The organism is Streptomyces xiaopingdaonensis (assembly GCF_000262345.1).
Classification (GTDB): Bacteria; Actinomycetota; Actinomycetes; order Streptomycetales; family Streptomycetaceae; genus Streptomyces; species Streptomyces xiaopingdaonensis.
Map to the genome: position 1 here is coordinate 39,693 of NZ_AJTQ01000063.1, position 19,885 is coordinate 59,577.

The window sequence follows — 19,885 nt, forward strand, 5'->3', positions numbered from 1 at the left end:
CGCCTCCGTCGCGACGCACGAGGGCGGCCCCGCATCGGCGCGGGGCCGCCCTCGTCCGTGGGGGCGAGCGTCAGCGCTCGACCTTGCCGTCGATGAAGTCCTGGACGTTCTGGCGGGCTTCGTCGTCGTAGTACTGCACGGGCGGGGACTTCATGAAGTACGAGGAGGCGGAGAGGATCGGGCCGCCGACGCCGCGGTCCTTCGCGATCTTCGCGGCGCGGAGCGCGTCGATGATGACGCCGGCCGAGTTCGGGGAGTCCCAGACCTCCAGCTTGTACTCGAGGTTGAGCGGGACGTCGCCGAACGCGCGCCCCTCCAGGCGGACATAGGCCCACTTGCGGTCGTCGAGCCAGGCGACGTAGTCCGACGGGCCGATGTGGACGTTGTCGCTGCCGAGCTCGCGGTCGCGGATCTGCGAGGTGACGGCCTGCGTCTTCGAGATCTTCTTCGACTCCAGCCGGTCGCGCTCGAGCATGTTCTTGAAGTCCATGTTGCCGCCGACGTTCAGCTGCATCGTGCGGTCGAGGATCACGCCGCGGTCCTCGAAGAGCTTCGCCATCACACGGTGCGTGATCGTGGCGCCCACTTGCGACTTGATGTCGTCGCCGACGATCGGCACCCCGGCCTCGGTGAACTTGTCGGCCCACTCCTTGGTGCCCGCGATGAAGACGGGCAGCGCGTTGACGAAGGCGACGCCCGCGTCGATGGCGCACTGCGCGTAGAACTCCACGGCCTCCTGCGCGCCGACCGGCAGGTAGCAGACGAGGACGTCGGCGCCGGACTCGCGGAGCGCCGCCACCACGTCGACCGGCTCCTGCTCGGACTCCTCGACCGTCTCGCGGTAGTACCGCCCGAAGCCGTCCAGGGTGCGGCCGCGCTGGACCGGAACGCCCGCCGAGGGGACGTCGCAGATCTTGATGGTGTTGTTCTCGCTGGCGCCGATCGCGTCGGCGAGGTCGAGACCCACCTTCTTCGCGTCCACGTCGAACGCGGCGACGAACTCGACGTCGCGCACGTGGTAGTCGCCGAACTGCACGTGCATCAGACCCGGCACCTTGCTGTCCGGATCAGCGTCCTTGTAGTACTCCACGCCCTGCACGAGCGACGCGGCGCAGTTGCCCACGCCGGCGATGGCTACTCGAACCGAACCCATTCCGGTTGCTCCCTGGTTTCTCGATGAGGCCCGCCCGGCGGGCCTTAGATGTCGTTCTCTTCGGATCGCTCCGGCCGGCCGCCCTCCCGGCGCCGGTCGGGACCGTCCGACTCCCGGGTGCGGCGCCGCCCGGACGCCGGGTCCTGCGCGGTGTCCGCCTCGGCCGCGCGGTGCGTGCCCTCGTCGCCGGCTGCGCGCTCGGACTCGATCAGCTCGTTGAGCCAGCGGACCTCGCGCTCGACGGACTCCATGCCGTGGCGCTGGAGTTCGAGGGTGTAGTCGTCGAGGCGCTCGCGGGTGCGGGCGAGCGAGGCGCGCATCCGCGCCAGCCGCTCCTCCAGCCGCGTACGACGCCCCTCCAGGACCCGCATGCGGACATCGCGCGAGGTCTGGCCGAAGAAGGCGAAGCGGACGCCGAAGTGCTCGTCCTCCCACGCGTCGGGGCCCGACTGCGTCAGCAGCTCCTCGAAGTGCTCCTTCCCCTCGGCGGTCAGCCGGTAGACGATCTTGGCGCGACGCCCGGAGATCGCCGCCGACTGCGGCCCCTCGGCCGCGGCCGGGGACTCCTCGGCGAGCCAGCCGCGTTGGACGAGCGCCTTGAGGCAGGGGTAGAGCGAGCCGTAGCTGAACGCCCGGAAGACGCCGAGCGAGGTGTTGAGCCGCTTGCGCAACTCGTAGCCGTGCATCGGTGCTTCGCGCAGCAGGCCGAGCACGGCGAACTCGAGGACGCCCGAGCGTCTGCTCATCCTCCGTCGTCCTCCCTGCTCCGGTCGATGCCTGCGGATGCGGTGCCGAACCGCCGAACGCCCTCAACGGCGCGTGCCGTTGCCGTCCGCGTCGAGCGATGGCGCCTGCGGACGCCGGGCGGGCCGCCGGTGCTGGTCGAGCACCGGCGGTGAGCGCTTCCTGTCGAGCCGCGCCCTCGCCGGGTGCGGTGCCTGCGAGGCGTGCTCGCCGCTGTGCCGCGTACCTGTCTCGGGCTGATGTATCGACTCGATACATCAAGACGATAGGCGGGGCGCACGCGTGCGACAAGTGGGGTCTGCGTGAAGGGACTCACATCGCTGATTCGGTGCCAGAGGTTTGTTTCGATTGAGGTGAATACCCGTTAAAGAGGGTTTTGGAGCTGCGTAGTCTGTCGGCTGTGCTGACAGCAGCTGGGAACCGTGTGACGCGCTTGTGCGTCCTCGTCCTGGGTGCAGTGCGGCTGTCTCCGAAGCGACGGAAGCCGTGGACGCCGACGCCGCACACGCTGTGTGCGGTCCGGCAGTCGCGCGGTCTACGGGCCTCGCGGGGGAGCGGCCGCACTCAGGGGGACCAGACGTCAACTGCCACCTTCAGGCGCGAGCGCCGCCTGCCCGAGGAGTAGCTGTTCCAATGAGCGAGCACCGTCGAAAGCCGCCGCAGGGGCGCGGCCGACGCGCGGCGCAGCCGTCGCCCGGCCGTCGCGCAGCGCCGCGCGGCGCCGATCCTTCTGCGTACGGCAGCCGCGCCGAGGCGAGGCGTGCAGCCCAGGGGGGCGGTGGGGGAAGGCGTCGTGCCGCCGCGTCCGGGATGGCCGCGGGGGGTGGCGGCCGGCGAGCGGCGCGTGCGTCGGAGAAGAAGCGCTTCATCGACTACCCGCGTTCCGACCGGGACGGGCTGCGCCGCTGGATTCCGTCGTGGAAGCAGATCCTCGGGGCGTGCGTCGGCTTCCTCGGGCTGCTCGTCGCCATGGCCGGTGTCGCGTACGCGATGGTCGAGGTCCCCGACCCGAACGCGCAGGCGCAGCAGGAGAAGAACGTCTACTACTGGGCCGACGGCAAGCAGATGGTCGTCGCGGGTGAGGGCGAACACAACCGGCAGATCGTGCCGTTGACCCAGATCCCCGAGTCCATGCAGTGGGCGGTCATCGCGGCGGAGAACGAGACGTTCTACGAGGACGCGGGCGTCGACCCGATGGGCATCGTCCGGGCGCTCGGCCGGATGGCGATGGGCGGGGACACCCAGTCGGGCTCGACGATCACGCAGCAGTACGTCAAGAACACCTACCTCGACCAGTCGCAGACGCTCTCACGGAAGTTCAAGGAGCTCTTCATCTCGGTCAAGGTCGGCGCCGAGAAGGACAAGGGCGAAATCCTCGAGGGCTACCTCAACACCGCGTACTACGGCCGCGGCGCCTACGGCATCCAGGCCGCCGCGCAGGCGTACTTCGGCAAGGACTCCAAGGACCTCGACGCGAGCGAGAGCGCCTATCTCGCCTCCACGCTCAACGGCCCCAACTTCTACGACACCGAGGGCGGCATCGGCGAGCAGGCCACCAAGGAGAAGAACATCAAGCGGGCCGAGGCGAGGTGGTCCTGGACCCTCGACCGCGAGGTGGCGATCGGCCGGATGACCAAGGCGGAGCGGGCGAAGTACAGCGAGTTCCCGATGCCCAAGCGGCCGAAGAAGTCGACCGAGCTCAAGGGCCAGATCGGCTACATGGTCAACCTCGCCAACAACTACATCACCAACGACCCGGACAGCGGCATCACCAAGCGCCAGCTCGAAAAGGGCGGCTACAAGATCTACACCACGTTCGATCGCAAGAAGACCGACCATCTCAAGGCGGCGATCGAGAAGGTCAAGAAGGCGAACATCGACCCGAAGAAGCGGAAGGTCGACAAGTACGTCCAGTTCGGCGGCGCCTCGGTGAAGCCCGGCGACGGCGCGATCCAGGCGATCTACGGCGGCGAGGACGCCACCAAGCACTTCACCAACAACGCCGACTACACCGGCGTCCAGGTCGGTTCCACCTTCAAGCCGTTCGTCCTCGCCGCCGCGATGCGCGACGGCGTACGCGACCCCGACGGCACACCCACCCAGGGCGCCGACAGTCGCACCCCCGTCTCACCCAAGTCGGTCTACAACGGCAACAACAAGGTCAAACTGCGCAACTACGACGGCTCGATCTGGAGAAACAAGGAGGGGAAGGAGTGGAACCAGCGCAACGACGGCAACCAGAGCTACGGCGATGTCGACCTGCGCACGGCCATGAAGGAGTCCATCAACACCCCCTTCATCCAGCTCGGCATGGACGTCGGCCTCGACAAGGTGCGGAAGTCGGCGCTCGACGCCGGCGTCAACGAGGAGTCGCTCCCGAAGAACCCCACGCCGACGTTCTCGCTCGGCGTCTCGGCACCGAGCGCGATCCGCATGGCGAACGCCTACGGCACCTTCGCCAAGAGCGGTGTCGAGGCCGAGCCGTACTCGGTGCGGAAGGTCGAGAAGGAGGGTGAGGTCGCCTTCCAGAACCGGAAGGAGACGACCAACGCCTTCGACGCCGCCGTCGCCGACAACGTCACCGACCTCCTGCGCACCGTGGTCGAGGACGGTACGGGCAGCGCGGCACAGGCGCTCGGCCGCCCGGCCGCAGGCAAGACCGGTACCACCGACGGCAACAAGTCCTCCTGGTTCACCGGCTACACACCGCAGTTGGCCACCTCGATCGGCATGTGGCGAGTGAACGACCAGGCGAAGCAGCAGAAGTTCCTCGAGATGTACGGCGTCGGCGGCCAGAAGCAGATCCACGGCGCCTCCTTCCCCGCCGAGATCTGGACGTCGTACATGAAGGCGGCGCTCGAGAACAGCCCCGTCAAGCAGTTCCCGACCCCCACTCCGCTCGGCGACAAGGTCTACGGGGACGGCGCCAGCCCGACGCCGACAGCGACGCCGAGCACCCCCTCGGAGGAGCCGTCCGAGGAGCCCACCGAGGAGGAGACGTCGGAGACGCCTTCGCATGAGCCCTCGGAGACCCCCTCCGACGACGAGAGCTGCCACCCGTTCGACCCGAGGTGCAAGGACGAGGGCGACGACGGCGGAAACGAGGGCGGTGGCGGAGACGACCAGGGCCAGGAGAACGGCGGAGGCGACAGCACCCCCCCGGGCGACGACGAGGGGCAGGGCGACGGGGGCATATTCGGCAACAACAGCGCCGCCTTCCGCAGGGAGTAAGCCCGGAACTTAAGGTTCCACAAGCCCGAAGGGGTCCGCACGCGGTGCGGGCCCCTTCGTCGTGGTGCCGCTGCGCCCCCGCAGGGGGCCGGCCGACCCGTACGGCAGGATGTCCCCCATGACGCGCGCCTCACCGACGGAACCCCCCACCGCCGTCCGCCCCACCGAGGAGGACCGGGTCTCGACAGCCGGCAGCGAACTCCTCGGAGGACCCGTGGGGCGACGCGGCGTCGGCGGGACGGGGTGGTGGAACCCGTTCCGCGTCGTCGCGCTCGTGGCGATCGGGATGTTCGCACTGGGGATGGTGCAGAAGCTCCCCTGCTACAACGGCGGTTGGTTCACCGGCGAGACGAGCCAGTACATCCACGCCTGCTACTCCGACGTCCCCCACCTCTTCAACGGCCGCGGGTTCGCGGACGGCCTCGTCCCCTACCTCGACCGCATCCCCGAACACCTCTCGGGCGGCATGGAGTACCTCGAATACCCCGTGCTCACCGGCGCGTTCATGCAGGTCGCCGCGTGGCTGACGGCACCGCTCCCGGGCGACGTCCAGGAGCGCGAGCAGTTCTACTGGCTGGTCAACGCGGGGATGCTCATGGTCTGCGCGGTGGTCACCGCCGTATGCGTCGCGCGCACGCACAGGCGGCGCCCGTGGGACGGCCTGCTCGTCGCCCTCGCGCCGGCCGCCGCGCTCACCGCGACGATCAACTGGGACCTGCTCGCCGTCGCCCTCACCGCCCTCGGCATGCTGCTGTGGGCCCGGAGCCGCCCGCTCGCGGCGGGGCTCCTCCTCGGACTCGCGACCGCGGCCAAGCTCTACCCCGCGCTGCTCCTCGGCCCGCTGCTGCTCCTGTGCTGGCGAGCCGGCCGGATGCGCCCCTTCGGCAGAGCGCTCTTCGGGGCCGGCGCCGCCTGGCTCTGCGTCAACATCCCCGTGATGCTCGCCTCTTGGGAGGGCTGGTCGAAGTTCTACACGTTCAGCCAGGAGCGCCCCGTCGACTTCGGCTCCGTCTGGCTCCTCCTCCAGCAGCGCACCGGGTGGGGCCTCGAGGACGCCAACGACTACGCGACGGGGCTGATGGCGCTGGGCTGCGCGGGGATCGCCGCGCTCGCCCTCGCCGCCCCGAGACGTCCGCGCTTCGCGGCCCTCGCCTTCCTGGTCGTCGCGCTCTTCATCCTCACCAACAAGGTCTACTCACCGCAGTACGTCCTCTGGTTGGTGCCGCTCGCCGTCCTCGCCCGGCCGCGGTGGCGCGACTTCCTGATCTGGCAGGCGTGCGAGTGCCTCTACTTCCTCGGCATCTGGATGTACCTCGCGTACACCGGCAGCGGTGACGACCACCACGGCCTGCCGCCCGGCGGGTACCAGGTGGTGATCCTCGTCCACCTGCTCGGCACGCTCTACCTCTGCGCCGTGCTCGTCCGCGACGCCCTCCGCCCGGACCACGACACGGTGCGCCGCGACGGTTCCGACGACCCCGGCGGCGGCATCCTCGACGGGGCCGCGGACGTGCGGGTCTTCGGCTCCCGCGCCCGGCACTCCGCGAAGGGGGCCGTCCACTGGGGCGCCGACGGCGCCAACTCCCTTGCGGCTGCCGGTCCTTCGGGGCCGGAGCCCCCTTCCCGCGCTCCCTGACTCCGGCCGATTGCTCGCCGTTCCGCACCGGGTCGCCGTTTCACGTGAAACGGCGGCCCGGTGTGTGAGGCTGTATCCATGGCTGTCGCGCGTGATCTGAGTACCCTGCTGCGCTTTCCAGGGTTCCGGCGGCTTCTCGCCGTCCGACTTCTCTCCCAACTCGCCGACGGTGTCTACCAGGTGGCCCTCGCCTCGTACGTCGTCTTCTCCCCGGAGAACGAGACATCACCGGCCGCGATCGCCTCGGCGATGGCGGTGCTCCTGCTGCCGTACTCCCTCCTCGGGCCGTTCGCCGGCGTTCTCCTCGACCGATGGCGACGGCGCCAAGTCCTGCTCTACGGCAATCTGTTGCGCGCCGTACTCGCCGGCGCGACCGGGTTCCTCATCCTCGACGGTGCACCGCTGTGGCTCTTCTACCTCAGCGCGCTCTCGGTGACCGCCGTCAACCGGTTCGTCCTCGCGGGGCTTTCGGCTGCGTTGCCCCGCGTCGTCGACGGCGAGCGGCTCGTCATCGCCAACTCCCTCTCGCCCACGGCCGGTACGGTCGCCGCGACCGCCGGCGGCGGGGTCGCCTTCATCGTCAGGCTCGCCCTCCCCGAGGGAGGCAGGGAAGCGGACGCACTCGTCGTCGCAGTGGGAGCCGCGCTCTATCTGCTCGGCTCGGCTGCCGCACTGCGCATCTCGCGCGACCTGCTGGGCCCTGAGCCAGGGCAGCTCCGCTCCCGCCTCACCACCGCGGCGGCCGGCACCGTACACGGACTCGTCAGCGGCGTCCGCCACCTCTCGCACCGCCGCCCGGCCGCCGGGGCCCTCGCAGCCTTCACCGTGATGCGCTTCAGCTACGGGGCTCTGACGGTGATGGTGCTGATGCTGTGCCGCTATGCATGGAGCGACGCGGACGACACGGCGGCCGGCCTCGGCCTCCTCGGCCTCGCCGTCGGGCTCTCCGGCGCCGGCTTCCTCGCCGCCGCCGTCCTCACGCCGTACGCGGTCGGGCGGGCGGGCGTCTTCGGGTGGATGGCCGTCTGCGCGGGGGCGGCGGCGGTGCTCGAACCGGCGCTGGGACTGCCTTTCGAGCCGGTGCCGATGCTGCTGGCGGCCTTCGTGCTCGGCGTCGTCACGCAGAGCTCAAAGATCGGCACGGACACCGCCGTCCAGACCACCGTCGACGACGCCTTCCGCGGACGCGTCTTCTCGCTCTACGACATGCTCGCCAACGTCTCCTTCGTGGGAGCCGCCGGAGCCGCCGCCCTGATCCTGCCCCCGGACGGTCGTTCGCCGGTACTGGTGGTCGGCGTCGCCGTGCTCTACGTCGCCACACTCATCGGGCTGCTCCGACTCCGCCGCAGGCTCGCGCTCGCCGGGCGTCCGATGCACCACGTCGTCCGCGGCGGGGCGGACGGCACGGCGAGCCCCGGTACCGGGGAAGCGGACAGCGCCAAGACCTGACGCGCGGTCCGCCGACGCTGTTTCACGTGAAACGCGACCTATCCCTGCTGCCGCTCCCACCACGCCCGCAGTGCGGCCACGGCCTCGTCGTGCTCCATCGGGCCCTGCTCCAGCCGGAGTTCCAGAAGGTAGCGGTACGCCTCGCCGACCACGGGGCCGGGCCGCAGGCCGAGGATGCTCATGATCTCGTTGCCGTCGAGCGCGGGGCGGATGGCGTCGAGTTCCTCCTGCTCCTGGAGGCGGGCGATGCGTTCCTCAAGGCTGTCGTACGCGCGGGAGAGGGCGTTCGCCTTCCGCTTGTTCCTCGTCGTGCAGTCGGAACGGGTCAGCTTGTGGAGCCTGTCGAGCAGCGGGCCCGCGTCGCGGACGTACCGCCGCACCGCGGAGTCCGTCCACTCGCCCGTGCCGTAGCCGTGGAAGCGCAGATGGAGCTCGACGAGGCGGGAGACGTCCTTGATCAGCTCCCCCGGGTACTTCAGCGCGGTGAGCCGCTTCTTCGTCAACTTGGCGCCGACGACCTCGTGGTGGTGGAACGAGACCCGACCGTCCTTCTCGAAGCGGCGGGTCTTCGGCTTGCCGATGTCGTGGAGGATCGCCGCGAGGCGCAGTGTGAGGTCCGGCCCCTCCTTTTCGAGGTCGATCGCCTGCTCCAGGACCGTGAGCGAATGCTCGTAGACGTCCTTGTGCCGGTGGTGCTCGTCGCTCTCCAGGCGCAGCGCCGGGATCTCGGGGACCACACGCTGCGCGAGCCCCGTCTCCACCAGCAGCCGCAGGCCGTTGCGCGGGTGGTCCGAGAGGATCAGCTTGCTGAACTCGTCCCGTACGCGCTCCGCCGAGACGATGTCGATGCGGTCGGCCATCTCCGTCATCGCCGCCACCACATCGTCCGCGACGCGGAAGTCGAGCTGCGCGGCGAAGCGGGCGGCGCGCAGCATCCGCAGCGGGTCGTCGGAGAAGGAGTCCTCCGGCGCTCCGGGCGTGCGCAGCGCCCGCCGGGCGAGGTCGTCGAGACCGCCGTAGGGGTCGACGAACGCCTTCTCCGGCAGGGCGACGGCCATCGCGTTGACGGTGAAGTCGCGGCGGGCGAGGTCGCCCTCGATCGAGTCGCCGTAGGAGACCTCGGGCTTGCGGGACGTGCGGTCGTACGCTTCGGAGCGGTACGTCGTGATTTCTACGGTGAACTCGCGCCCCGACGAGGGATCCCGCTTCTTGCAGCCCACCGTGCCGAAGGCGATACCGACCTCCCAGACGGCGTCGGCCCACGGGCGCACGAGGCGGAGGACCTCCTCGGGGCGAGCGTCCGTCGTGAAGTCGAGGTCGTTGCCGAGCCGTCCGAGCAGCGCGTCCCGTACCGAACCGCCCACCAACGCCAGGCTGGACCCCGCTTCCCGGAACCTTCGCGCGAGGTCGTCGGCGACGGGGGAGACCCGGAGCAGTTCGCTGACGGCTCGGCGCTGCGCCGAGCTGAGCTGCTCCGCTGCGGGATGCGTCGACGGGGACGTCACCGGTCGGGGCGGGTCGGAGGGGGTCGGCCGCCGGGTCGGCTGCTGGCTGTCGTTCTTGGCGTTCGGCACAACCAGAAAGGGTACGTTGCCGCTCCGGCCCCGAAACCCCGTACCCACCGGCCGATTCCCGCCGGGTCCCGGGGCACCGCGAGGCCCGAATTCCGGAGGAACTCGGCACTGCGCCCACGCCCGTGCCGTGCGGTCGAAGCCGCGGCACTTCCACTCTTCGACCCTCGTTACCATCAGGGTCCCGGAACCGACGAGACACCCGGACCAGGCCCACCAACCACGAGGGGACGGACGAGCGCGTGGCCGACGCGGCTGAGAAGCAGGTGCCCCCCGATCCCGGCGGCACGGGGCGCACGCCGCCCCGGACCGAGCCGGCACATCGCGGTCGGCGCCGCCTCCGCACGGCGGCCGCGGGATGCCTCGCCGCCGGCCTCGCTCTCGCCTGCACCGCGGCCGGCGTCACGCCCCAAGCGGCGGCGGCCCCCTCGGCGCGGAGCGAGACCGGGCGCGGCTCGGAGACCGCGCGGATCTCCGTGAACACCCTGACGCCCTCGGTTCCGAAGCAGAGCGACACCCTCACCCTCACCGGCACCGTGACCAACCGCGGCGACGCACCGATCACAGACGGCGAACTGAAACTGCGGGTCGGCCCGACACTCGACTCCCGCAGCGCCATCGAGCAGACGGCCGACCGCAAGGGCTACCTCTCCGGCGCCGACGGCACGGAGATCAACAAGCACACGGCGAAGACCGGAACCCTCAAACCCGGCATCAGCAGCGCCTTCACCCTGAAGGTCCCTGTCGACTCGCTCGGCCTGCAGTCCGACGGCGTCTACCAGCTCGGTGTCTCCCTCACGGGCCGCACGAAGCAGCAGCCGTACGACCAGGTCCTCGGGATAGAGCGCACCTTCCTCCCCTGGCAGCGCTCCGGCTCCGACACCACGAAGCTCACCTACGCCTGGCCGCTCGTCGCCGAGTCCGAGCTGACGGCGCGCACCGAGTCGGACGAGGAGCAGACCCCGGTCTTCCTCAACGACGACCTCGCCGACGAGCTCGCCCCCGGCGGCCGCCTCCAGCAGATGGTCTCGCTCGGCGACGAGCTCCCCATCACCTGGGTCGTCGACCCCGACCTGCTCGCGACCGTCGACATGATGACCAAGCCCTACCGAGTGCAGGAAGCGGAGGGGAAGACCCGGGCCGGGCGCGGGCAGGCGTACGCCAAGCAGTGGCTCAACGACCTGCAGAGCGCCGTCCAGGGCGAGGAGGTCGTGGCGCTGCCCTTCGCCGACCCGGACCTCGCCTCCCTCGCCCACCAGGGACGCCGCGTCCCCGACGCCCTCAACCAGCTCCAGCCGGCGACCGAACTCGGCGCGGAGACGGTGCGGGTCGTCCTGCACACCACCGCGCGGACCGACTTCGCGTGGCCCGTCAACGGCGCTCTCGACTCCTCGATCGTCGACGTCGCCACCTCGGCCGGCGCCCACAACGTCCTCGCGCGCAGCGACACCTTCCCCGACGGCGGCCTCAACTACACGGCCTCCGCACCGCGTCCCATCGGCGGCGGGAACACCGCGGTCGTCTCGGACGCCGGCCTGTCGAAGGCGTTCGAGGGCGACCTCACCGAGGCGTCCGCGACCACCGAAGCGGTCCAGCGCTTCCTCGCGCACAGCCTCTCGGTCTCCCGCCAGGTGCCGACGAAGAACCGCAGCATCGTCGTCGTACCGCAGCGCATGCCGACCGCCTCGCAGGCGCAGGCGATGGCTTCGGCGCTCAGCGCGCTGGAGAGCGACGGCACGTGGACGGAGGGGCAGAGCCTCTCCGAGGCCGCCGAGTCCAAGCCGGACCCGAACGCCGGCACCCGCTTGCCCGGAGCCGGTTCGTACCCCGGGGCGCTCAGCAAGAAGGAGCTCCCCACCTCCGCCTTCCGGCAGGTGTACGACACCAAGAAGCAGCTCGACGACTTCCAGCAGGTGCTCACCCGCTCCGACCGCGTCGTGACGCCGTTCGGCAACGCCATAGACCGCGCCGTCTCCGTCTCCTGGCGGGGGCGTCCGGGGCACGCCGCCGAGTTCAGGGACGGCGTCCAGGAGTACCTGGAGAGCCTCACGGGCGAGGTCCGGCTGATCGAGAAGTCCGACGTCACGCTCTCCGGCCGCAGCGCCACCGTTCCCGTCACCGTCCAGAACAACCTGCTGCAGCGGGTCGACGGCCTGGAGCTCGAGCTGAAGCCGAGCCGCCGGATCGGCCTCGACGTGGGTGAGCGGCAGCCGGTGCAGGTGGACGGCGGGCACAGCCAGTCGGTGAAGTTCTCCACTTCGGCCAAGGCGAACGGGCGGTCCTACGTCGAGGCGCAGCTCTACACCAAGGACGGCAAGCCCTACGGCAAGCCGATGGTCTTCCAGGTGCACGTCACCTCGATCACGTCGACCGTCCTCCTGGTGATCGCAGGCGGCGTGCTGCTCATGGTCCTCGCCGGCGTCCGGATGTACACCCAGCGCAAGCGCCGCGGCCCCGCGCCCGACCCGGATGCCCCGCTGGACACGAACGCGAACGGAGGAGAGTCTTCCTCGGACGACGAGCCGCAGCCCGACGCGACGACCGACGCCGAGGACACGAGCGCCGAGGCCGGTGAGGAACCGCAGGACGGTACGGAACGTGGGAGAGCTACGGGGACCGAGGACACCGGTCGGGGCGCGACCGACACCGGACGGGATGACGACGACCCCCCGTCCGCGGGTGAGAGAGTGGACCGTTGAGTCAGCCGCGTGAGCACCAGGGGCATGCACAGCAGGGGCAGGGGTAGCCAGCGATGAACGCGCCGTACGGCGGCGACCGGGACCGGACTCCCGGAGACGACTCCGAGCAGTCGCAGAACTCCCGGGTGCCCGGGCCCCCGCAGGCGGAACCGCCGCCCGCTCCGGAACCCCCCTACGACGAGCGCAGGTTGGAACCGGACACGCCCTTCGCGCCTCCCGCGGACCCGCGCGCCTGGGGCCCGCCGGCCGACGAGCAGCCGCACGCCGCCGACCCCACCTCCACCCTCGACTTCGGCCGCCCCACCCACCGGGGGACGCCCGAGGCGCCGGGCGGCCGACCCACCGTCGACCTCGGGCGCCCGACCGACGGGACGACACCGCGCCCCCAACAGGACGCCTTCGCCCACCTCTTCCGCGACCAGGGCCAGGACGGCAGCACCGGCGGCCCCCCGCCGGCACAGCCGCCCCTGCCCGGCTACGGCCCCCCGGCGCCCCCCGCGCCGCAGACGCCACCGGGACCGACCGCCGCGAGCCCGGCCGAGGGCCTCCCGGAGCCCGGCACCGCGGCCCCCGAACCCGTCGCCGAGCCCGGCGGGCCGGACGAGACCGCCGCCGTGGGCACACCGGCGAAGTCCGGCGGCGGCCTGCTGAAGTCGAGCGCCATCATGGCCGCGGGCACGATGGTCTCGCGGCTCACCGGCTTCGTCCGGAACGCGATGACGGTCATCGCGCTCGGCGTCGCGATGCTCGGCGACTCCTACCAACTCGCCATCACCATCCCGACGATGCTCTACACGCTCACCGTCGGCGGCGGCCTCAACTCGGTCTTCGTCCCCCAGCTCGTCCGGGCGATGAAGCGGGACGACGACGGGGGCGAGGCGTACGCCAACCGGCTGCTGACACTCGTCGCCTGCGTCCTCGGCGGACTGACCGGAGCGGCACTCCTCGCGGCACCGCTGCTCGTCCCCCTGATGTCCGGGTCGATCGCCAACAACCCGGAGGCCAACGGGGTCGCCGTCAGCTTCATCCAGTACTGCCTGCCCACGATCTTCTTCATGGGCATCCACGTGGTGATAGGGCAGATCCTCAACGCCCGCGGCCGCTTCGGCGCGATGATGTGGACGCCGGTCCTCAACAACGTCGTCATCATCTCGACGCTGGCGATGTTCCTCGCGGTCTACGGCCCCGCGGCCTCCTCGGAGATGACGGTCTCCGACATCCCGCCCGAAGCCGTCAGGCTGCTCGGCGTCGGGACGCTCCTCGGTCTCGTCGTCCAGGCGCTCGCGATGATCCCGTACCTGCGGGCCACCGGCTTCCGCCTCCGCCCACGGTTCGACTGGCGCGGCCACGGCCTCGGCAAGGCGGCGAAGCTCGCCAAGTGGACGATCTTCTTCGTCCTCGCCAACCAGGCCGGCGTCCTCGTCGTCAGCCAACTCTCCACCTGGGCCCAGGCATCCGCCGAGCGCGACGGCCATGCGGGCGTCGGCTTCTCCGCGTACTCGAACGCGCAGCTCATCTGGAACATGCCGCAGGCGATCATCACCGTCTCCGTGATGGCCGCGCTCCTCCCCCGCCTCTCGCGCTCCGCGAGCGACGGCGACAGCGGCGCCGTCCGCGACGACATCTCGCAGGGCCTGCGGAACTCGGCGGTCGCCATCGTCCCGATCGCCTTCGGGTTCGTCGCGCTCGGCATCCCGATGTGCACCCTGATCTACGGGTCCGCCGGGACCGCGTCGGCCCAGAACATCGGCTACATGCTGATGGCGTTCGGCGTCGGCCTGATCCCGTTCTCCGTGCAGTACGTGGTCCTCCGCGCCTTCTACGCCTACGAGGACACCCGGACGCCCTTCTACAACACCGTGATCGTCGCAGCGGTCAACGCGGCGGCCTCCGCGCTCTGCTTCCTCCTCCTCCCGGCCCGCTGGGCGGTCGTCGGCATGGCCGCGTCCTACGGACTCGCGTACATCATCGGCGTCGTCGTGGCGTGGCAACGGCTGCGCCGGAAGCTAGGCGGCAACCTCGACGGGCGCAACGTCGTGCGCACCTACGTACGGCTCGCCGGCGCCAGCATCCCGGCGACGCTCGTGGCCGGCGGAGTCGTCTACGTGCTCACCCAGGCGCTCGGCAGCGGGACGTTCGGCTCGATCGTCTCGCTGCTCCTCGGCGGGGTCGCCCTTCTCGCCGTCTTCGTACTCGCCGCGAAGCGAATGCGGATCGCCGAGATGACGACGCTGCTCGGCATGGTCCGCAGCCGCCTCGGCAGGTGACCCGATGCCGGCACACGGAGAGAACGGCACCGGATGGCACACCTGGCCGTACGCCCGCGATCCCGCCGACCTCCGCGCCGTTGCAGGCCAGAGCCGCGGGCGGGCGGCGATACAACCTTCACCGGCGGCTGTGTGTCGTGCATAGCGGTGGACCGTAGGCACAATTGCTGTGGGCCGATTCGAGTACCGGCCCCACTCGGCTGCAACGACTGGGGAGGCAGGAACGACGGTGGCGGAACGGAGCACGGCTGCCGTCGGCGTGGCAGACAGCGGCGAGTCCGAGGGCAAGACGCTCTCCGACCGGACGGATGCTACGAACGACGGCGCGACGCACGGGGACGGCCCGCAGGACACCGCGCCTGAGGCCGAAGAAGGCGGAGCAGAGGACTCGGCCACGCGTGCGGAAAGCTCCGACGCAGCGGAGCCGAAGGACGCTCCCGAAGCCGCCGAGTACCCCGACACCCCCGGGGAGGGTGACTCTCCCTCCGACAAGCAGGTGGAGAGCCCTCCCGAAGCGGTGGCAGAGGACGCGTCCATAGGAAGTGCGCAGCCGACCGGGGGAGAGCCCTCCGCTTCCCTCGATACCGAAGCCGACGTGCAGCCGGCCGCGTCCGGCCGAGCCGAAGCCCCGGAGGACGCCGCCTCGGAGCCCGAGCCGCCCGGTGCCGAAGAGGAGACAGTCGCTCCCGAGTTGCACAGCGGCCACAAGCTCGCCCGCAGGTACCGCCTGGAGGAGTGCGTCACCCGGCTCGACGGCTTCAGCAGTTGGCGTGCCGTGGACGAGAAGCTGCGCCGCGCCGTCGGCGTCCACGTCCTGCCCGCCGCGCATCCCCGCGCCCGCAAGGTCCTCGCGGCCGCCCGCTCCGCCGCGCTCCTCGGCGATCCGCGGTTCGTGCAGGTGCTGGACGCGGTCGAGGAGGGCGAGCTCGTCTACGTCGTCCACGAGTGGCTCGTCGACGCCGTTCCCCTCAACGACCTGCTGTTGACGGCGCCCTTGGAGCCGCACGAGGCGTACCAGCTCATCAGCCAGCTCTCGCAGGGGATGGCGGCCGCGCACCGCGAGGGTCTCGCGCACCTGCGGCTCAGCCCGTCCTGCGTGCTGCGCACCGGAGTCGGCCAGTACCGCATCCGCGGCCTCGCGGTGAACGCCGCGCTCCGCGGCGTCACCAGCGAGGAACCGTCGCGCACCGACACGGAGGCCGTCGGCGCCCTGCTCTACGCCGCCCTCACGCAGCGGTGGCCGTACGACGAGGACGCGTACGGCCTCTCCGGCGTGGGCGGCCTCGCCGGGGGCACGCTGATCGCGCCCGACCAGGTGCGCGCGGGCGTACACCGCGGCCTCTCGGCGCTTGCGATGCGCGCCCTCGTCAACGACGGGGCGACACCCTCCCGCCAGGACCAGCCCTGCGCCACCCCGGACGAGCTCGCCAAGGCGGTCGCCGAGCTTCCGCGCATCAGACCGCCCGAGCCCGCCTACCAGCCGCCCGCCGCTTACGCACGCCGCCAGAGCAGCGCCGTACCCCCCGGCGTCCCGCCCACCGGGACCGAGCCGCCGGCTCCGCCCGCGCTGCCGGGGCGTACGGGGAAGGCGCTGAAGTGGGGCGTCTCCGCGCTGCTCATCGCGGCGCTCGGGCTGGGGAGTTGGCAGGTCGCGGACGCGCTGCTGAAGGGCGACACCACCAACGAGAAGCCGGCCCCCGCCCCGACGAAGGAGGCGGACCCGACGGGCGAACCGATCAAGGTCGCCGGAGTCGAGGACTTCGACCCCGAGAGCGCCGACGGCCAGGAGAACCCGGAGGACGTCGACGACGCCGTCGACGACGACCCCACCACCTACTGGCCCACGAGCAAGTACTACGGCCAGCCCAACTTCGGCAACCTCAAGTCGGGCGTCGGCCTCATCCTCGACCTGGGCAAGCTCCAGCAGGTGAGCGAGGTCCAGGTGGACTTCCTCGGCACCACCCGGGCCGAGATCCATGCGGCCCCCCGCAGCGCGACGGGGATGCCCACCAGCCTCGGCGGCTTCGAGAAGGTCTCCGGCGGCACGGGCGAGAAGCTGAAACTCAAGGCGAAGAAGCCCGTGCGGACGCAGTACGTCCTGCTCTGGCTCACGAAGCTCCCGCTCTCGGAGGACGGCAACTACCGTGGTCGGGTCGCGGAGGTACGGGTCCTCAGCTGAGTCGGCGGCCGACGGGCGGCCCTGAACAGGTGGAGATCCGGGGAGGGGAGGCGCAGGCCGTGCACGAGGGACCGGAGCAGCCTGCACGGTCGGCCGAGCCCGCGCCACTCGCGCTCGCGGACGACCGTGAACTCCTGGCCCGCCATGTCGAGGGCGAGCACGAGGCGTTCGGCGAGCTGGTGCGCCGCCACCGGGACCGGCTCTGGGCCGTCGCGGTACGCACTCTCGGCGACCGTGAGGAGGCGGCCGACGCCGTGCAGGACGCGCTGATATCCGCGTACCGCGGTGCCCACACCTTCCGCGGGCGCTCCGCCGTCACGACGTGGCTGCACCGGATCACCGTCAATGCCTGCCTCGACCGCGCACGCAAGGCGGCCTCCCGCCGCGCCACGCTCACCGACGACACGGCCCACCTCGAGCAGCTTCTGGAGCCGGAGGAGTCGGCAGCCGCTCCGGCCGAACGGCAGGACCTCCACAGGCAACTCGTCGAGGCGCTCGCCGAACTCCCCGCCGAGCAGCGGGCGGCGCTCGTCCTCGTCGACATGCAGGGGTACCCCGTCGCCGAGGCGGCGGAGATACTCGACGTCGCGGTCGGCACGGTGAAGAGCCGCTGCGCTCGCGGAAGAGCCCGCCTGCTGCCCCTCGTCTCGTACCTGCGGCCGAACGGGCCGGAGGGGGATACTCCCGACCACGACCGGGGAAGGAACCGGACTCGGGGGACATCCGTCCCACCTTCGAGGGAGTCCTCGGAAGACAGCAGCGACTCGGCGGCGGTGAAAGGAGGGGGGCAGACGTGACGTCCACTCCTTTCCCCCCGGAGAATCCCTCGGACCTTCCGCCCTCGTCGACGGAGCGCGAGGGCAAGGAGCACCCGGAGGTCGAAGAGATCTCTGCCCTCGCGGAGAACCTCCTCCCGGTGGATCGCTGCGGCGAGGTGAAGCGCCACCTGGCGCGGTGCGCCCCTTGCCGGGAGACGGCCGACTCGCTCGCAGAGATCCGCGCCGCTCTCGGCACCCTCCCCGGACCGCCACGGATGCCGGCCGACGTCGCGGGGCGGATCGACGCCGCCCTCGCTGCCGAGCTGCTCCTCGACTCCACTCCCTCCCCGGAGTCCGCGCACAACGCGCGTGCGGAGGCGTGGGTTTCACGTGAAACGGACTCGCAGCCGGCTCCGTCCGCGTCCCCCAGGGCTGTCGCGCAGACCTCCGCACGGGTTTCACGTGAAACCCGGCCCGCGGACAACCGTCCCGACGGCCACACCTCGGCTTCCACGGGTGCCGGACGCACTCGCCGCCGCGGGGCTCGTCCGGCGAACCGGCGTCGGCGGCTACTCCTCGGCGCGGTCGGCGCGGTGGCGGCGCTCGGCGTCGGCTCGCTCGGCGCGCAGAGCCTCTTCTCCGACTCCGAGCCGGAGCAGACCGTGCTGGAGGCCGACTCTCCGCACAACACAGCCGAGGACCGCGCCCTCCACGCCCGCGTGCAGGGCCTCCTCGCCGCGCGGGAGGAGCAGCCCTCGCCCGAGTCCCCGAAGTTCTCCACCAAGGAGAGCCCCGGCGACAACCTCCTCCGCGAGAAGGGGGGCGGAGAGGGTTCCGACGCATACGTACCGTCGTGCGTGCGCCGCTCGCTCGAGCGCCCGGAGACGCCGCTCGCCGTGGACCGCGACGCCGCGTACGGCGGCACCTCCGGTTACCTCGTGGTGCTGCCGCACCCCGGAGGCGGGAGGACCGTCGACGCCTACCTGATAGACGACTCCTGCCTCAGCGAGGACCCGCCGACCACGGGGCGGGTCGTGGTCAAGAGGACGTTCTCCACGAAGTGACGCCGGGCCGTCGGGGCTGAGGACGGGAATGCCCGCCCCGTAGTATCCGTTGGACGGGGTGGCATCCTCGTGATCCTCGGTTAGTAGTCGGCAGACAAGGAAGACTCCCGTGAGCGACGTCCGCAACGTGATCATCATCGGCTCGGGCCCCGCAGGCTACACGGCGGCGCTCTACTCGGCCCGTGCCTCGCTGGAGCCGTTGGTCTTCGAAGGCTCCGTCACCGCGGGTGGTGCGCTGATGAACACCACCGAGGTGGAGAACTACCCGGGGTTCCAGGAAGGCATCATCGGCCCGGAGCTCATGGAGAACATGCGGGCCCAGGCAGAGAGGTTCGGCGCCGAACTCGTCGCGGACGACGCCTCGGCCGTCGACCTCAGCGGCGAGATCAAGACGGTCACCGACTCCAGGGGCACCGTGCACCGCGCCAGGACCGTGATCGTCGCCACCGGGTCCCAGCACCGCAAGCTCGGCCTGCCCATGGAGGACGAGCTCTCCGGCCGCGGCGTCTCGTACTGCGCGACCTGCGACGGCTTCTTCTTCCGCGAGCAGCACATCGCCGTGATCGGCGGTGGGGACACCGCCATGGAGGAGGCCACCTTCCTCTCGCGCTTCGCCAGCTCGGTGACGATCGTCCACCGCCGCGACAGCCTCCGCGCCTCCAAGGCGATGCAGGAGCGCGCCTTCGCCGACCCGAAGATCAACTTCGCGTGGGACAGCGAGGTCGCCAAGATCCAGCAGGCGGAGGGCAAGCTCTCGGGGCTGACGCTGCGCAACACGAAGACAGGTGAGACCTCCGAGCTCGCCGCGACAGGGCTCTTCGTCGCCATCGGCCACGATCCGCGCGTCGAGCTCTTCAAGGACGTCCTCACGCTCGACGACGAGGGCTACATCACGGTCGACGCCCCCTCGACCCGCACCAACGTCCCCGGCGTCTTCGCCGCGGGCGACGTCGTCGACCACACGTACCGCCAGGCGATCACCGCGGCGGGCACCGGATGCTCCGCCGCCCTCGACGCCGAGCGGTACCTCGCCTCGCTCGCCGACACCTCCTCCGCTTCCACCCACACCGCCTCCACCGAGGACGAGGACAAGCAGGCAGCAGCCGTCTGACGGCGGACGAGCCCAGCTGTCCA

Annotated in this window: 12 protein-coding genes; 9 read left to right on the plus strand and 3 right to left on the minus strand. The window is 71.0% G+C overall.

All coding sequences use genetic code 11. From position 1 onward, the window contains the following. Positions 1-70 precede the first annotated feature (70 nt). A complete protein-coding gene (locus UWG_RS0105170; protein ID WP_029391183.1) occupies positions 71-1,153 on the minus strand; it encodes an inositol-3-phosphate synthase in 1,083 nt (360 codons plus the stop codon). A gap of 44 nt (positions 1,154-1,197) precedes the next feature. Further along, the gene (locus tag UWG_RS0105175) at positions 1,198-1,899 is read right to left on the minus strand and encodes a PadR family transcriptional regulator (RefSeq protein WP_016906138.1); all 702 of its coding nucleotides are present in this window, start codon (positions 1,897-1,899) and stop codon (positions 1,198-1,200) included. 631 nt (positions 1,900-2,530) lie between these two features. Here UWG_RS0105175 and UWG_RS0105180 point away from each other — a divergent pair. From UWG_RS0105180 to UWG_RS0105190, 3 genes are all read left to right on the plus strand, one after another. Continuing rightward, a complete protein-coding gene (locus UWG_RS0105180) occupies positions 2,531-5,128 on the plus strand; it encodes a transglycosylase domain-containing protein (RefSeq protein ID WP_029391184.1) in 2,598 nt (865 codons plus the stop codon). A gap of 118 nt (positions 5,129-5,246) precedes the next feature. Beyond that, entirely contained in the window at positions 5,247-6,764 is a 1,518-nt protein-coding gene (locus UWG_RS0105185) for a glycosyltransferase family 87 protein (RefSeq protein ID WP_016906140.1), read from the plus strand. Between the two features lie 78 nt (positions 6,765-6,842). Next, the gene (locus UWG_RS0105190; RefSeq protein WP_029391185.1) at positions 6,843-8,213 is read left to right on the plus strand and encodes an MFS transporter; all 1,371 of its coding nucleotides are present in this window, start codon (positions 6,843-6,845) and stop codon (positions 8,211-8,213) included. Between the two features lie 38 nt (positions 8,214-8,251). On the opposite strand, the gene UWG_RS0105195 is transcribed toward UWG_RS0105190, so the two are convergent. Continuing rightward, entirely contained in the window at positions 8,252-9,718 is a 1,467-nt protein-coding gene (locus UWG_RS0105195; protein WP_050988509.1) for a CCA tRNA nucleotidyltransferase, read from the minus strand. A 308-nt stretch (positions 9,719-10,026) separates the two neighbouring features. Between UWG_RS0105195 and UWG_RS0105200 the strand changes: the two genes are divergently transcribed. From UWG_RS0105200 to trxB, 6 genes are all read left to right on the plus strand, one after another. After that, on the plus strand, positions 10,027-12,483 hold the full coding sequence (locus UWG_RS0105200; protein WP_016906143.1) for a DUF6049 family protein: 2,457 nt from the start codon (positions 10,027-10,029) through the stop codon (positions 12,481-12,483). A 53-nt stretch (positions 12,484-12,536) separates the two neighbouring features. Further along, positions 12,537-14,750, plus strand: coding sequence for a murein biosynthesis integral membrane protein MurJ (gene murJ, locus UWG_RS0105205; protein WP_016906144.1), 2,214 nt, complete (start codon positions 12,537-12,539; stop codon positions 14,748-14,750). Positions 14,751-14,979: 229 nt separating this feature from the next. Next, complete coding sequence (locus UWG_RS0105210; RefSeq protein WP_016906145.1) at positions 14,980-16,929, plus strand: hypothetical protein; 1,950 nt, start codon at positions 14,980-14,982, stop codon at positions 16,927-16,929. A 59-nt stretch (positions 16,930-16,988) separates the two neighbouring features. Further along, a complete protein-coding gene (sigM, locus tag UWG_RS0105215; protein ID WP_078495589.1) occupies positions 16,989-17,726 on the plus strand; it encodes an RNA polymerase sigma factor SigM in 738 nt (245 codons plus the stop codon). Next, positions 17,723-18,751 carry an anti-sigma factor family protein gene (locus UWG_RS0105220; protein WP_016906147.1) on the plus strand — a complete coding sequence of 343 codons (1,029 nt, stop codon included), beginning with the start codon at positions 17,723-17,725 and terminating at the stop codon, positions 18,749-18,751. The genes sigM and UWG_RS0105220 overlap by 4 nt, the downstream gene beginning before the upstream one ends. A 109-nt stretch (positions 18,752-18,860) precedes the next feature. Beyond that, positions 18,861-19,862 (plus strand): thioredoxin-disulfide reductase, encoded by a 1,002-nt coding sequence (gene trxB / locus UWG_RS0105225; RefSeq protein WP_016906148.1) that lies wholly within the window; start codon positions 18,861-18,863, stop codon positions 19,860-19,862. Positions 19,863-19,885 lie beyond the last annotated feature (23 nt).

Coding starts and splice junctions, on each gene's coding strand:
- UWG_RS0105170 (WP_029391183.1), bottom strand. CDS start 1,153: ATGGGTTCGGTTCGAGTAGCCATCGCCGGCGTGGGCAACTGCGCCGCG.
- UWG_RS0105175 (WP_016906138.1), bottom strand. CDS start 1,899: ATGAGCAGACGCTCGGGCGTCCTCGAGTTCGCCGTGCTCGGCCTGCTG.
- UWG_RS0105180 (WP_029391184.1), top strand. CDS start 2,531: ATGAGCGAGCACCGTCGAAAGCCGCCGCAGGGGCGCGGCCGACGCGCG.
- UWG_RS0105185 (WP_016906140.1), top strand. CDS start 5,247: ATGACGCGCGCCTCACCGACGGAACCCCCCACCGCCGTCCGCCCCACC.
- UWG_RS0105190 (WP_029391185.1), top strand. CDS start 6,843: ATGGCTGTCGCGCGTGATCTGAGTACCCTGCTGCGCTTTCCAGGGTTC.
- murJ (WP_016906144.1), top strand. CDS start 12,537: ATGAACGCGCCGTACGGCGGCGACCGGGACCGGACTCCCGGAGACGAC.